Source organism: Cyclobacterium sp. 1_MG-2023, assembly GCF_030546805.1.
GTDB lineage: Bacteria > Bacteroidota > Bacteroidia > Cytophagales > Cyclobacteriaceae > Cyclobacterium.
The window spans coordinates 121,401-136,092 of record NZ_JAUOPC010000005.1 but is presented as its reverse complement, the minus strand read 5'-3'; the positions used below and the strand labels follow the sequence as shown (position 1 = coordinate 136,092).

At 40.8% G+C, this 14,692-nt stretch carries 10 protein-coding genes; 2 read left to right on the top strand and 8 right to left on the bottom strand.

The annotated features are described in order from the left end of the window. The 5 genes from Q4534_RS09285 to Q4534_RS09265 all read right to left on the bottom strand — a co-directional run bounded on the left by Q4534_RS09285 (position 1) and on the right by Q4534_RS09265 (position 6,379). Positions 1-2,316, bottom strand: a complete 2,316-nt coding sequence (locus Q4534_RS09285) for a PSD1 and planctomycete cytochrome C domain-containing protein (protein ID WP_303612895.1) — start codon at positions 2,314-2,316, stop codon at positions 1-3. A gap of 530 nt (positions 2,317-2,846) precedes the next feature. Then, the gene (accC, locus tag Q4534_RS09280) at positions 2,847-4,199 is read right to left on the bottom strand and encodes an acetyl-CoA carboxylase biotin carboxylase subunit (protein ID WP_303612894.1); all 1,353 of its coding nucleotides are present in this window, start codon (positions 4,197-4,199) and stop codon (positions 2,847-2,849) included. A 29-nt stretch (positions 4,200-4,228) separates the two neighbouring features. Continuing rightward, positions 4,229-4,684 carry an acetyl-CoA carboxylase biotin carboxyl carrier protein gene (gene accB / locus Q4534_RS09275; protein WP_303612893.1) on the bottom strand — a complete coding sequence of 152 codons (456 nt, stop codon included), beginning with the start codon at positions 4,682-4,684 and terminating at the stop codon, positions 4,229-4,231. A 112-nt stretch (positions 4,685-4,796) separates the two neighbouring features. Further along, entirely contained in the window at positions 4,797-5,360 is a 564-nt protein-coding gene (gene efp / locus Q4534_RS09270) for an elongation factor P (RefSeq protein ID WP_303612892.1), read from the bottom strand. A 17-nt stretch (positions 5,361-5,377) separates the two neighbouring features. Then, complete coding sequence (locus Q4534_RS09265) at positions 5,378-6,379, bottom strand: beta-ketoacyl-ACP synthase III (protein WP_303612891.1); 1,002 nt, start codon at positions 6,377-6,379, stop codon at positions 5,378-5,380. Positions 6,380-6,679: 300 nt separating this feature from the next. Here Q4534_RS09265 and Q4534_RS09260 point away from each other — a divergent pair, with 300 nt between their 5' ends. Continuing rightward, positions 6,680-7,141 (top strand): (2Fe-2S)-binding protein, encoded by a 462-nt coding sequence (locus Q4534_RS09260; RefSeq protein ID WP_303612890.1) that lies wholly within the window; start codon positions 6,680-6,682, stop codon positions 7,139-7,141. After that, positions 7,138-9,267 carry a molybdopterin cofactor-binding domain-containing protein gene (locus tag Q4534_RS09255; RefSeq protein WP_303612889.1) on the top strand — a complete coding sequence of 710 codons (2,130 nt, stop codon included), beginning with the start codon at positions 7,138-7,140 and terminating at the stop codon, positions 9,265-9,267. Before Q4534_RS09260 ends, Q4534_RS09255 begins: the two co-directional genes overlap by 4 nt. 28 nt (positions 9,268-9,295) lie before the next feature. Here Q4534_RS09255 and hslU read toward each other — a convergent pair whose 3' ends face one another. The 3 genes from hslU to rseP form a co-directional block, all read right to left on the bottom strand. After that, on the bottom strand, positions 9,296-10,675 hold the full coding sequence (gene hslU / locus Q4534_RS09250; protein ID WP_303612888.1) for an ATP-dependent protease ATPase subunit HslU: 1,380 nt from the start codon (positions 10,673-10,675) through the stop codon (positions 9,296-9,298). Positions 10,676-10,688: 13 nt separating this feature from the next. Beyond that, positions 10,689-13,175 (bottom strand): endopeptidase La, encoded by a 2,487-nt coding sequence (gene lon / locus Q4534_RS09245; RefSeq protein ID WP_303612887.1) that lies wholly within the window; start codon positions 13,173-13,175, stop codon positions 10,689-10,691. Between the two features lie 194 nt (positions 13,176-13,369). Next, the gene (gene rseP / locus Q4534_RS09240; protein WP_303612886.1) at positions 13,370-14,689 is read right to left on the bottom strand and encodes an RIP metalloprotease RseP; all 1,320 of its coding nucleotides are present in this window, start codon (positions 14,687-14,689) and stop codon (positions 13,370-13,372) included. Between the last annotated feature and the right edge of the window lie 3 nt (positions 14,690-14,692).

Here is a 14,692-nt window from a genome sequence, read left to right as displayed (position 1 = left end):
TCAAGTTTTGGTAATTGCTTCTTCAACATTATAAATAGCGACCACCACCTGCATCAGGGCGGCTGTTTCAGGGCTGTCGCTGTATTGGTCTAAAGGAAACTCTCCGGCATTTACTGTCTCTAAAATTGTTTCCGGCTTTTGCTTAAACCTTTTCAACTCTTCCTGATAGTATTCCTTTAATAATTCAAATTCTTCCGCTTTGGGCGTTCTACAAATGATTCTTAGAAAAGCTTCTTGAATCGCTTCTTCATTTTCCTTTCCTTCTCCGATCAATTTATTGGCAAGCACACGTGAGGCTTCAAGAACCAATGGGTCGTTTAACATAGCCAAGGCTTGAAGGGGAGTATTTGTCCTGTTTCTGGTCACCTCACATACATCCCTATTGCTTCCATCAAAAATGATGGGTTTCGGTGGTGGGGAGGTTAATTTGATAAAGGTATATAAGCCTCTTCTGTACAATTTATCGCCTTTGTCCTGCCTGTACTCAGCCAATTCTCCTCTGCCGGAAGTGGCTGCTTCCCATAAGCCTTCAGGTTGATATGGCTTCACACTTGGACCACCGATTTCTTTGGACAAAAGTCCACTACTCGCTAAGACCATGTCCCGAATATGCTCGGCGTTTAATCTAATCCTGGGATAACTTGCCAAATAAAAATTATCAGGATCGGACTCCATTTTCTTTTTATCGCTGGAAGCGGATTGCTGATAAGTGGCAGCGCTTACTATTTTTTTGACCAAATGTTTTACATCCCAACCACTTTCTTGAAAATCAACTGCTAGCCAATCTAAAAGCTCAGGGTGCGTGGGTAGTTTGCCTTGCATGCCGAAGTCACCCGCAGATCTTACAATTCCTGCTCCAAAAAACTCCTGCCACATAAGGTTCACAAAAACCCGGGCTGTCAATGGGTTTTCTTCAGAAAAAGTCCATTGGGCCAGTCCTAGGCGGTTTTTAGGATATTTGCTCTCGTCAAATTGAAGTATGGATTTGGGAGTGGAAGGAAATACCTCGGTGGTTGGTTGGTCATAGATCCCACGGTCTAATACAAACGTTCTTCTCAAAGAGTCTTTGTAATCTTCCATAACGGACACCATAATTTTGCTAGTGTCCTGGTGGTTCACGAAATCCAATACACCTTCCAAGTCTTCCTTTTCCACCCACATGATGGGATGCTTGGCAGGTTTAGAAACACTCACATCACCTTCGTAGCCTTGTTCGGGTGTATTGTTGAAAAAAGCATACATCTCAAAGTAATTTTCCTGAGAAATAGGATCATACTTGTGGTCGTGACATTGTGCACATTCCACCGTCATCCCAATGATTGCTTTGCTAAAGGTGTTTGTTTTGTCCAATATATATTCCACCCGGTATTCTTCCGGAATTACGCCACCTTCCTCGGTGTATTTGTGGTTTCTATTGAATGCAGTAGCCAGAATTTGTTCTTTGGTCGGGTTGGGTAATAAGTCTCCTGCCAATTGCCAAGTGATAAACTTATCGTAAGGAAGGTTTTTATTGAAAGCGTGTATTACCCAATCTCTATAAGGCCATTGCGTACGAATATTATCATCCTGGTAACCGTAAGAATCTGAATATCGCGAGATATCCATCCATAACACAGCCATTCTTTCACCAAATGAAGGGTTATCCAATAATTTGTCGATAATTTTCTCTGTAGCCTTTTCAGACGCATCGGCTTCAAAGGATTTCATTAGTTCTTCTGAGGGAGGAAGTCCTGTAAGGTCCAGGCTTAGTCTTTTGAGCAAAAGCATTTTGTCGGCTTTTCCGTTGGGCTTTAAACCTATACGGTCAAGCTTTGCTAACACAAAATGATCGATCTCATTGTTTACCCAAACAGGGTCAGAAACATCTGGTAGGCTGGCTTTAATCGGAGGTAAGAATGCCCAATGAGGTTCATATTTAGCACCTTGTTTGACCCAGCTTTTGATCAGGTCAATTTCTTCAGGAGATAATTTGAGGTTAGATTCAGGCGGAGGCATTTTCTCTGTTTCCTCCATTGTTTCTATCCGGCTAATGACTTCTGATTGTGAAGGTTTCCCTGGTACGATGGCATGGGCTCCCGGGTTTTCCTTTAAGGCAGCATAGGCCCCTTCTTCATTGTCAAGCCTTAAGCCCGATTCCCTTTTGTTTTCATCCGGGCCATGGCAGGCAAAACAGTTGTCTGATAGGATTGGCCTAATATGGAAATTGTAACTGATCTGGTCTCCTGATGTCAGCGTTGTGGAATCGGATCCTTTTTCTGAGCAAGACAGCAAAGTCACTAATAGAATCAATAATATATAGGATAAATGCCTTAGCATAATTTTGTGAGGGCTCTTATATTGTTAATAGTGAACAATTTGCTAATAATTACCTATATATACAAGCAATATTTAAAAATGCCTAAGGGTATAAAATACGTAGTTTTTAGTGAGAAGTACTTTCCGACTGTCCCGATACGGCTCTGTATTAAAAACGAAAAATTACAGTTCTGTATTCTTTACAGCGAGGCTCATAGAGGATACTAACAAGGTATTATCATTGGGAGTGAAGCAATAGAGTAAGTGATCCCTGTTCTAAACTTTCTCAGGGAGTGTTGCAATTGTAAAAATAAATAAGTTGTTAGGAGGTTTAAGCATAGTATCCCTAAGGTGGACCTGTCTGCCGGTAGGCTGAGATGAATACTGTAACGAAGATGCTGATTTTGAAGCGATTTCTGCAAGTAAATATTTCGGGTTAAAAAATAGCGGTAGTGTGTTGATTTGGGTAGGAGAGTAGCTAATAGCAAGCAACAAAAAAAGGAGAGGTTGAAAACCTCTCCTTTTATAGCTAAGTATAGCTTTTAATTTGATTATGATTTTTGAACCTTTGAAAAGTCAAAATCATCAAGAAATTTGGTGGTGAAATTTCCGGCATTGAATTCCGGGTCTTCCAATAAGGCCAAATGAAAAGGAATGGTGGTTTTAATGCCATCAATAACAAACTCTTCCAAGGCACGTTTCATACGTACAATCACCTCTTCTCTAGATTGTGCACTCACGATAAGTTTAGCAATCATGGAGTCATAGTTTGGCGGAATAACATATCCGGCATATACATGGCTGTCAATCCTCACACCTTTGCCTCCGGGAAGGTGGAGGTTGACGATTTTCCCAGGGCTAGGTCTGAATCCATTCGCAGAATCTTCCGCATTGATTCGACACTCCATGGCGTACAATTTCGGGAAGTAATTTTTTCCGCTAATTTTTTCTCCTGCAGCTACTTTGATTTGTTCTTTGATTAAATCAAAATCTGTCACCTCTTCCGTTATTGGATGTTCTACCTGAATTCTGGTATTCATTTCCATAAAGTAGAAGTCTCGGTTTTTGTCTACCAAGAACTCTATGGTTCCGGCACCTTCATAAGCAATTGCTTCTGCCCCTTTGATGGCAGCTTCACCCATTCTTTTTCTCAAATCATCAGTGATAAATGGAGAAGGAGTTTCCTCGACTAACTTTTGATGACGTCTTTGAATAGAGCAATCTCTTTCAGACAGGTGGCAGGCCTTACCGGCAGAATCTCCAATGATTTGAATTTCAATATGGCGCGGCTCTTCTACGAATTTCTCAAGGTATAAACCATCATTGCCAAATGCAGCAGCAGATTCTTGTCTGGCATCGTCCCATGCTTTTTTGAAGCCCGAAGGATCCTTCACGATACGCATGCCTCTTCCTCCTCCACCGGCAGTGGCTTTAAGGATTACGGGATAACCAATTTTTTCTGCCAAGGGTAGGCCCTCTTCTATGGAAGCTAGCAAGCCTTCAGAACCGGGAATGGTAGGCACTCCTGCCGCAGCCATGGTAGCTTTGGCTGTTGCTTTGTCACCCATTTGATTGATCATTTCAGGACTTGCCCCAATAAACTTAATATTGTATTCTTCACAAATCCTTGAAAATTCTGCATTTTCAGATAGGAAACCGTAGCCGGGGTGAATGGCATCTGCATTGGTGATTTCTGCAGCAGCTATAATTCTAGGGATATTGAGGTAAGAGTCCTTGCTTGATGCAGCGCCTATACAAACCGCTTCATCAGCAAAACGTACATGTAGGCTATCTTTGTCAGCAGTGGAATAGACAGCAACGGTCTTTACTCCCATTTCTTTACAAGTACGGATGATCCTTAAAGCAATTTCTCCTCTGTTGGCTATTAATATTTTGTTAAACACTTTATAAGGTCAGTTTGGTTAGAAAACGATCAATTCTGAGGTTCAACCAAAAAGAGAGGTTGGTCATATTCAACGGGGGAGGCATCATCTACCAAAATCTTCACGATTTTACCGGATACTTCTGACTCCACTTCGTTAAATAATTTCATTGCTTCAATGATGCATACAGGTTGGCCTTTTTGGATTGAATCACCTACATTGACAAAGAATTCAGCATCAGGATTTGGAGACCTGTAAAAGGTGCCAATCATGGGAGACTTCACTTCTAAAAGGTTATCAGCGGGGGCGCTGCTTGTCTCAGCCGGTGCAGAAGGCTGAACAGGTGCCTGAGCCACTTGAGGCGCAGGACTTGCAGCCGGAGCTACGGCTTGAACTTCAGAATTCTTTTTAATGGAAAGCTTGAATTCATCTGTTTCTATTTTGACTTCTGCTAAACCTGAATTAGAGATAAAGTCTATTAATTCTTGTATTTCTTTTGCTTTCATAAATCTATTTCTTTGAGAGTTACCCGGTATTTGGCCACCCTGATTCAAATATACTTGATTTTATCTTAAGTAAAACTAGGTAAATTAGTGAATAATTATAGTGAATAAAGGATTATTTAACTCTTTCAGAGTAGGAACCATCCCGAGTATCTACTTTAATCATTATGTCTTGGTCAACAAATAATGGAACCATCACCACAGCCCCTGTTTCTAGGGTGGCTGGTTTTAATGTGTTGGTAGCAGTATCTCCTTTGATGCCGGGTTCCGTATAGGTAACCATTAATTCTACAAATGGCGGAAGTTCAACACCTAGAGGTGTTTCAGTTTCATCATGGATAAGGATATCTACCATCTGACCTTCTTTTAATAATTCCGGCCTTTCAATAAGTTTTTCCTCAATTGGAATTTGTTCGAAAGTGCTTGTATCCATGAAGTGATAACCCATGTCATCATTGTAAATGTACTGATGGGGCCTTTTTTCTACTCGTGCGGTTGTTATTTTTTCACCTGAACTAAAAGTTTTATCAACGACTTTACCATTGGTAAGACTTTTCAGCTTGGTTCTAACAAAGGCCGGGCCTTTTCCGGGTTTTACATGTTGGAATTCAACAATTGTTACGATATCATGATTAAATTCCAGACAAAGGCCATTTTTGAAATCAGCAGTACTTGCCATATTTGCTTAAATTTTGGTTAAACGCTTTTAGGGTCATATCCCCATTTTAAATATACTGCTCCCCAGGTAAATCCACCTCCAAAAGCAGCCAAAATTAAGTTGTCTCCTTTTTTTAACTTGGATTCATAATCCCAAAGGCATAAAGGTAAGGTGCCTGCGGTAGTATTGCCATACTTTTCAATGTTAAGCATGACTTTTTCAGGACCTATCCCCATTCTTCTTGCAGTTGCATCAATTATCCTTTTGTTGGCTTGATGTGGTACTAACCAGGTGATGTCATCTGCAGTCAAATTGTTTTTCTCCATGATCTGGGCACTAACCTCTGCCATATTGGTTACAGCAAATTTAAATACCGTAGACCCTTCTTGATAAACAAAGTGTTCTCTACCAGTTACCGTTTCTAAAGAGGCAGGTTTTCTACTTCCCCCTGCTTCTATTCGAAGAAAGTCCGCACCAGACCCATCTGTATGAAGCATTGAGTCCATTATACCTATATTTTCTTCCGTAGGCTCCAGTAATACAGCTCCACCACCATCACCGAAGATAATACAGGTAGTTCTGTCCTGATAATTAACGATGGAAGACATTTTATCGGCTCCTATGATGATCACTTTTTTATGCGCGCCGGTTTCAATAAACTGACTCCCCATGGAAAGGGCATACAAGAATCCGGAGCAAGCGGCAGAAATATCAAAACTATAACAGTTTTTTGCCCCTACATTGTGAGCGATAATATTGGCTGTTGCAGGAAATAGCATATCCGGAGTAACGGTGGCACAGATAATTAAATCTATATCTTCCGGATTGGTGTTGGTTTTTTCTAATAAACCTTTGACTGCCTCCGTGCCGATGACTGAAGTTCCTTGGTTTTCACCTTTTAAAATTCGTCTTTCTTTGATACCTGTCCGACTGGTGATCCACTCGTCATTGGTATCAACCATGGTTTCCAGTTCTTTGTTGTCTAGTACATACTCGGGTACCCAGGCATGTACACCTGTAATAACAGCTCTTTTTTTCATCTGATTGTTTCTAGTCTCATATTGGAAATGGTCGACCCTAACTTTCCTGCGATCTATTATTGAAAGTCGTCAAGGGCAAATACCATTTTTAGTAACACTGTTTTTGTTAGATGATGTCAACAGTATTAAATTTTCGAATCCCAAAATTATTTAAAATGTCCTTGTCCACCAAGGATTTTGAGGATATGTGAAAAATAAATCATGATGAGAATCAATATTTTAACCAAATTCCCTCTCAAGTTGTATCAGGACGGAAAAATTCCTAAATTATAAAATAGTGAAAACCTTCCCTATGAAATAATGAAAGTTAGTATAAATGGTAAAGAATATTTGGTAGAAGCAGCCGGAAACCCTAGTCTGTTGGAGGTGCTGAGAGATCAATTGAACCTCACCGGAACCAAGTATGGCTGTGGTGAAGGAGCTTGTGGCGCGTGCAAAGTTTTAATCAATGATACCCCCCTTCCTGCTTGTATAACCCCACTTACTTCAGTAGTGGGTAAAAAAATAGTAACCATTGAAGGATTAGAGCGCCAAGGTGAGTTGCATCCTGTACAAAAAGTTTTTCTGGATGAAGATGTTTTTCAGTGTGGCTTTTGTGCCTCAGGAATGATCATTTCAGCTGTCGCTCTTTTGGAAAGGAAACCTGAAGCCGGTGTTCAGGAATTGATCTCAGGGTTAAACGGTAATATTTGCCGTTGCTGTACCTACCCGGCAATTATCGATGCACTATCCAAATTAAGTCAAAAGAAAGCTGAGCAATGAGCATAAAACGAGATAAAAACGCTTCTCCAACTTTAAGTGATTTTAAAAGTCCCGATGAAGGCATGTCTAGAAGAAAGTTTTTTAAACTTATGGGAGCCGGTGTGGCCACATATGTTTTGCTTTCAGATGTTTTCGTTTCTTCAGCTGCTACCGTTGATGACAAATTTGAATTTCCGGACAAAGACCTGGTTTCTTCATGGATTCATATTTCTGAAGCAGGAATAATTACTGTTTTTACAGGAAAGGTGGAAATTGGACAGAATATACGGACATCCTTAAGTCAGGTAGTGGCAGAGGAGTTGTCTGTTGCTCCTCAAAAAATTAAAATGATCATGGGGGATACTTTACTGACCCCTTATGACCGAGGTACCTATGGAAGCCTGACCACACTTCAAATTTCTCCTATTCTTAGGCTTGCTGCAGCTAACCTAAGGGAGATTTTATTGGAAGAAGCTGAAAAGGTATTGGGCATATCCTCTTCCAAATTGCAATTAAAAGATGGGAAGGTGTTGGAGGTCGGCTCAGCCAATAGTGTTGACTTTGGGGATTTATTAGAAGGGAAACAAGTACTGAGAAAAATCAATAAAGAAACAGCAACAATAGCCCCGGCCAGATGGAAAGTTGCAGGGCATTCTATACCCAAGATTAACGGAAGGGATTTTATTACAGGAAGCCATAAATATGTTTCTGATATGGTTTTGCCCAATATGGTTTATGGGAAAGTATTGCGCCCCCCCGCTTATGGAGCTAAACTGCTTCGAATCGAGACGAAAAAGGCCGAAGATATCCCCGGCACAATGCTGGTAAGCGAGGGAGATTTTATTGGGCTTGTAGCAGATAGTCCAGGAAAAGCAGCCATGGCTTTGGCTTCTATCGATTGCTCTTGGGGACCGGGCACTCTTCTTGAGCGTAGTGAGCTTTTCGAGCATTTGGTCAAAAACTCCAAGGGAGGAAAACCCAAAAGTAAAAGCCTGGAAGTTAGCTATGAAGGAGCACCATTGAGAATAAGTCAGCGGTTTGAGATTGATTATATCGCGCATGTGCCCTTGGAAACCCGAGCAGCACTAGCCAACTGGAAAGATGGAAAAGTAGAGGTTTGGGCAGGGACACAACGCCCCTTTGGTTTACATGAAGACTTGGCCAAAGAATTTGACCTGTCCCTAGATAAAATACACGTTCATGTTCCTGACACAGGTTCAGGTTATGGAGGAAAGCAAAGCAGTGAAGTCGGGATTGAAGCTGCTAAATTATCAAAGGCGGTTGGCCGTCCTGTAAAAGTTTGCTGGACTAGGGAAGAAGAATTCAAATGGGCTTATTTTCGACCAGCGGGAGTGATTGAGGTCAAGGCTTCTGTAAATAATGGGAAGATTAATACTTGGGAGTTCCATAATTATAACTCTGGTTCTGCGGGTATTGATTTTCCTTATTCAGGGGCAGAAGAACATGTAGCGTTTCACCGCTCATCTTCACCCTTGCGGCAAGGATCCTATCGGGCCTTGTCCTCTACTGCCAACATCTTTGCCATTGAGTCCATCGTCAATGATTTGGCAGGCGACTTAAAATTAGATCCATTGCAGTTTAGAATTGCGCATCTGGATAAACCTAGATTAATCGATGTAATAAAAGCGGGGGCCGAGGCCTTTGATTGGGGAAAGGAAAAGAGGCAACCTGATATAGGGTATGGAATGGCTTGCGGTACGGTAAAAGGAGGCTTTGTAGCTACCTTTGTTGAGGTAGAGGTTGAAAATAAATCGAGAAAACTGAATGTACGTCGGGTGGTGACAGCTTTTGAATGTGGTGTCATCATCAATCCTCGACACCTTAAGAGCCAAGTTATCGGCTGTGTACTACAAGGCTTAGGTGGGGCACTATTTGAAGCGGTAGATTTTAATGATGCCAAACTGACCAATCCCGGTCTTTCTTCTTACCGAGTTCCTAGGTTTAGTGATGTGCCGGAGATGAAAGTAGTATTATTGAATCGCGAGGATCTTCCGTCCTCCGGAGCCGGAGAGGCTCCCATCGTTTGTATCGCTCCTGCATTGCGGAATGCAATTCATGATGCTTGTGGGGTAAAGCTTCATAAACTGCCCATGTTGCCATCAGGTGTGGTTCCTGAGCACACCTGATGGGTAACTAGTCTTGCTTTCAATTGTATCAAAGGATGAATTGGGAAAGATCTCTGTTTTTCACCAAAGAGCTTAACCTTTCATTGACAAGATCTTTGGTAATCATAATTTTGCTATTGGGACCTATTGAATCCGGAACATCAAACAAAAAGTCATTCAGTAAATGACTCATGACTGTGTGCAGCCTTCTTGCGCCAATGTTTTCAACTTCCTCATTGATGCTAAATGCCAGCGCGGCAATCTCCTGAATGGCATCATCTGTGTATTCTAAATAAACTTCCTCTGCTTCAAATAAAGCCTGATACTGTTTGGTCAGGGCATTTTTTGGATCTTTGAGTATCTTATAGAAATCCTCTTGGGTTAGGCTGGTAAGTTCTACTCGAATTGGGAACCTTCCTTGCAGTTCGGGGATTAGATCTGAAGGTTTGCTTACATGAAATGCGCCTGCAGCGATGAACAATACATGGTCTGTATGTACCAAACCATACTTGGTATTGACAGCACTGCCTTCTACAATAGGTAACAAATCTCTTTGTACACCTTCTCTGCTGACATCCGGTCCACCTGATTTACTTGAACTAGAGGCAATTTTATCTATTTCGTCAATAAATATGATCCCATTGTTTTCCGCAAGCTTGATGGCTTCTTCTTTTACCTCATCAAAATCAATAAGTTTGGCAGCCTCTTCTTCCATCAAAATCTTTCGGGCCTCAGAAATGGTGACTTTTCTTTTTTTGGTGCGCTTAGGCATCATATTGCTAAGCATGTCTTGAATGCCTGCCATGCTGGCTTCATCCATCATGCCATTTCCCACCATACCAATACCTGCAGGAGAGGACTGTTTAACATTGATTTCTATTTTCCTATCCTCCAGTTCTCCATGCTTCAATTTTTCTTTGAATCTCTCCCTTGTTTTTTCGTTGAGCTCTTGCTCGCTTGCATTGTCAGGGTTAAAGTTCTCCTTCTGTGTAGTACTGAAACCTGTACCTCTAACCGGAGGAATTAAAATATCCAGAAGCATGTCTTCAACAATCACTGCTGCTTTTTCCTTTACTTCCTCATTCTTCGTTTCCTTAACCAGATTTACTGCATGCTCCACCAAATCCCTTACCATGGATTCTACGTCCCTTCCGACATAGCCTACTTCGGTGAATTTGGAAGCTTCTACCTTAGTGAAAGGAGCATTGGCTATTTTAGCTAACCTGCGAGCGATCTCAGTTTTACCCACTCCGGTAGAGCCAATCATCAATATATTATTGGGAACAATATCTTTTTGAAGGTCAGATTTCACCATAAGGCGACGAATCCTGTTTCTTAGGGCGATCGCAACATTCCTTTTGGCCTCCGTCTGTCCTATTATATATTTATCCAGTTCAGCAACAATTTGCTTTGGTGTTAAATGGTTCATGTTTTCAGTTCTTTTACGATGCTTCAGTTTTCTTGACCTCACTTTCGAAGCTGAATTTCACTGGGTTAGACACTTTTTCCTCTAGAAGCGCCAAGGCTAATACTTCGCTTACATGGTCTACAAAATGAAATTTGACTCCTTTGAGGTAAGAATCATCAATTTCTTCTATGTCTCTCTGATTTCTTTTGCAAAGGATAATATCTTCAATACCGGCCCTCTTTGCGGCCAGTATTTTTTCTTTGATTCCACCAACGGGCATCACTTTGCCTCTCAAGGTGATTTCCCCTGTCATGGCCAATTTTGTTTTTACTTTTCTCTGCGTATAAACAGATGCGATGGCCGTAAGCATGGTGATTCCGGCAGATGGCCCGTCTTTAGGTACAGCTCCAGCAGGTACATGAATATGCAGATCATACTGATCAAATACCCGATAGTCAATGTCTAGGTCTTCTGCATGAGATTTTAAATAAGAAATGGCTGTCATGGCAGACTCTTTCATGACATCTCCCAGCTGACCGGAAAGGGTTAGTTTTCCTTTTCCTTTGCTAATACTTGCTTCAATAAATAAAATTTCTCCTCCCACAGAGGTCCAAGCAAGGCCTGTGACTACTCCTGCCAGTGAATTGTCCTGATAAAATTCTTTGTCGAATATTTCACCACCTAATATCTTCCGAACCAAGGCCGGTGTTATTTTTTTCTGATAAGGCTCTTCCATTGCTATGGACTTGGCAATATTCCTAATGACCTTACCAATTTGTCTTTCCAGGCTCCTAACACCGGATTCCCGGGTGTAATCCTCAATGATTTTAATCAAAGATTCATTGGAAAAAGTAATGTCCTTGGCTTTTAGCCCATGTTCTTTACGCTGTTTCGGAACCAAGTGTTTTTTTGAGATTTCCACTTTTTCTTCCATGGTATAACCGGTGACCTCTATGATCTCCATACGGTCTCTAAGCGCAGGCTGCAAAGTTTCCAGTGTATTGGCAGTGGCAATAAATAGTACCTTTGACAAATCGTAATCTACCTCCAGGTAATTGTCCACAAAAGCATTGTTTTGCTCGGGATCTAATACTTCTAAAAAGGCAGAAGATGGATCTCCTCTAAAATCAGTGCTCAGTTTATCAATTTCATCCAATACGAATACGGGGTTTGATGATTTCCCTTTTTTCATGTTTTGGATGATTTTACCAGGCATGGCGCCAATATAGGTTTTTCTATGTCCTCTAATTTCCGACTCGTCATGGAGTCCTCCCAAGGACATTCTTACATATTTTCTACCCAAAGCTTTAGCGATGGATTTTCCTAGGGATGTTTTTCCTACACCGGGAGGTCCGTATAAGCAAAGTATCGGCCCTTTAAGGTCTTGCTTTAGTTTTAAAACTGCTAAATATTCAATGATTCGATCTTTGACTTTGTCTAATCCGGAATGGTCACGATCGAGGATTTTCTTGGCCCTATTAAGATCAAAGTTGTCCGTAGTAAAATCATTCCAAGGAAGATCTACTAAAACCTCTGCATAGTTAATGGCAATAGGGTATTCTGCTGTGGCAGGATTCATCCTCATGATTTTATCCAATTCTTTATTGAATTGGTCAGCCACTACTTTGGGCCATTTTTTCTTTTTACCACGTGCCCTTAATTCTTCGACTTCCTTGTCCGGCCCCTCATCACCCAGTTCTGTTTGAAGAACCTTCATCTGTTGCCGCAAGAAATAATCCCTTTGCTGTTGGTCTATGTCAGTATGGACTTTTTTCTGGATTTCATTTTTCAGCTCCAGCATTTGAATGTCCTTCATCATGAACTCAAGCAATAGGGTGGCCCTTTCTATGCCATCATTGATTTCGAGTAATTTTTGTTTGGACTCAACAGGTGCATTGATATTGGAAGAGAGGAAGTGAGTAAGAAAAGGTGTGCTGTCAATATTATCTAGGGCAACCTGGGCCTCCCTGGGAATTTCAGGGTTTAGCTGTAAGGTTTTAAAGGCGGCTTCCTTTAAGGATTGCTCTAACGCCTCTATTTTTTCATCGTTTTTAGGGAATGTCTCTCCTAAATAAGTGACATTAGCTTGAAAATAAGGGTCTTCTGTTAACTCATTATCTATTTTAAAACGCTTTTTTCCTTGTATAATGATGGTGGTATTGCCATCCGGCAAAACGATCATCTTCACAATTTTAGCCAAGGTGCCTACCTTATAGATGTCGTCCCAAGAGGGGTCTTCAATATTGGGGTTCCTTTGTGCACATACACCGATTAACTTGTCCCCTTTCTGGGCTTTCTTTACAAGTTTAATGGATCGCTCTCTTCCAACAGTGATAGGGATTACTACACCGGGAAACAAGACGGTGTTTCTGACGGAAAGAATAGGTATTTCTTTGGCGTAGTTTTCGTCTTTTTGGCCATTTTCATCCTCATCATCAGTAATTAACTGAATTAGGTCGCCTTCTCCCGAAAAATCCCCCATCATTAGTGATTGGTATAATTGATTGTCGTTATTGTTCATACAGACATTATGACAGGTGTTGTGTCATGTTAATTTGTTGAAATATGAAAAACCCCTATGAATAAGGTTATTATATAAACCCTGTCCAAGGCTTATGCCAATTTATTTCCTTTAACAAATTGTCAGGAAATAAATATTAAGGGCGATTTAAAAATAAGGGGATATTATTTCCCCTTTTTCGTTTTTTTCAGTAGTTAACTGCCGGAAAAAAGCTTAAGGATGTCATTCCCTATGGCAAATACCATGATTGCTAACAGCAATACCATTCCAATTTTCTGGGCATTTTCAAGAAATCTATCTGAAGGACTTCTACCTGAAACCATTTCATACAACAAAAACATTACATGTCCTCCATCTAAGGCGGGAATAGGTAATAAATTCATAAATGCCAAGATCATGGAAATTAGTCCGGTAATAGACCAAAATTTTATCCAATCCCAAGTAGATCCATAAATTTTAGCCATTCCTATAGGTCCACTAACGTTTTTAGTAGAAACTTCACCTGTAAACATTTTGCCCATGGCTTTGGCATTAATGATCACCACGCTGAAAGCCCTTTCGGTCCCCAAAGGAATAGATTCCGCAAAGGTGTATTTTTTTCGAACAGGCTCAATTAAATTCTCTGCTGCTATACCAATGGTGCCATCTTCTAATACTTCTGTACTGGTAATTATTTCTTGTTGATCCCTAACTATCGTAAGTTCCACATTTTCACCTTTGTGCGTTGCCAATGCGGCTTGAAGCTCATTGAAGTATTGGATAGGTTGATCATTTACTGCTACAATTTCATCCCCTTTCTGAATACCTGCTTCAACAGCAGTCCCTTCAGGATTTACTTCAAGGATTTTAAAAGGGAATCGAATGCTAATGAAGTTAGACATGCTTTCTTCATCAGAAAAAGAATTGATAAACCCTCTTGGGATTGTTATCTTCATTCTTTCACCATCTCTTTCTACTGTATAATAGCCGTCTGAGCTTAACAAGGCATTGCCACTGCTTAGATCATTCAATGATTCATAAGGAACTCCATTGATGTCTAGTATTTTATCTCCATCCTGTAAGCCTATTTGTTGACCAATATCATAGGCGACAATCCCATGTTCAATTACTTGGTCTCTTGAGAAATAGGTCTCACCTTTACTGTATACCAAAAATACGAATATGATAATTCCAGTGACTACGTTTACAATGATACCACCAAGCATCACAATTAATCTCTGCCATGCAGGTTTGGATCTAAACTCCCAAGGTTGAGGTTCATCAGATAGTTGCTCTGAATCAAGGGATTCATCTACCATTCCAGATATTTTAACAAATCCACCTAGAGGGATTGCTCCTATGGAATATTCTGTTTCTTTCCATTGAAAACCAATTATTTTTGGAGGGAATCCAATAGAGAACTTTTCGACACGCATGCCAAACATTTTAGCTGCCAGTAGGTGTCCCAATTCGTGTAAGCCGACCAATATCGACAATCCGAGTAGCAATTGCGCTACCATTATTAATGTATCCATTCT

Excerpts from the sequence above, each read along its gene's own strand:
- Q4534_RS09285 (WP_303612895.1), bottom strand. The coding sequence starts at position 2,316 with ATGCTAAGGCATTTATCCTATATATTATTGATTCTATTAGTGACTTTG.
- accB (WP_303612893.1), bottom strand. The coding sequence starts at position 4,684 with ATGAAAGCAAAAGAAATACAAGAATTAATAGACTTTATCTCTAATTCA.
- efp (WP_303612892.1), bottom strand. The coding sequence starts at position 5,360 with ATGGCAAGTACTGCTGATTTCAAAAATGGCCTTTGTCTGGAATTTAAT.
- Q4534_RS09265 (WP_303612891.1), bottom strand. The coding sequence starts at position 6,379 with ATGAAAAAAAGAGCTGTTATTACAGGTGTACATGCCTGGGTACCCGAG.
- Q4534_RS09260 (WP_303612890.1), top strand. The coding sequence starts at position 6,680 with ATGAAAGTTAGTATAAATGGTAAAGAATATTTGGTAGAAGCAGCCGGA.
- Q4534_RS09255 (WP_303612889.1), top strand. The coding sequence starts at position 7,138 with ATGAGCATAAAACGAGATAAAAACGCTTCTCCAACTTTAAGTGATTTT.
- hslU (WP_303612888.1), bottom strand. The coding sequence starts at position 10,675 with ATGAACCATTTAACACCAAAGCAAATTGTTGCTGAACTGGATAAATAT.
- lon (WP_303612887.1), bottom strand. The coding sequence starts at position 13,175 with ATGAACAATAACGACAATCAATTATACCAATCACTAATGATGGGGGAT.
- rseP (WP_303612886.1), bottom strand. The coding sequence starts at position 14,689 with ATGGATACATTAATAATGGTAGCGCAATTGCTACTCGGATTGTCGATA.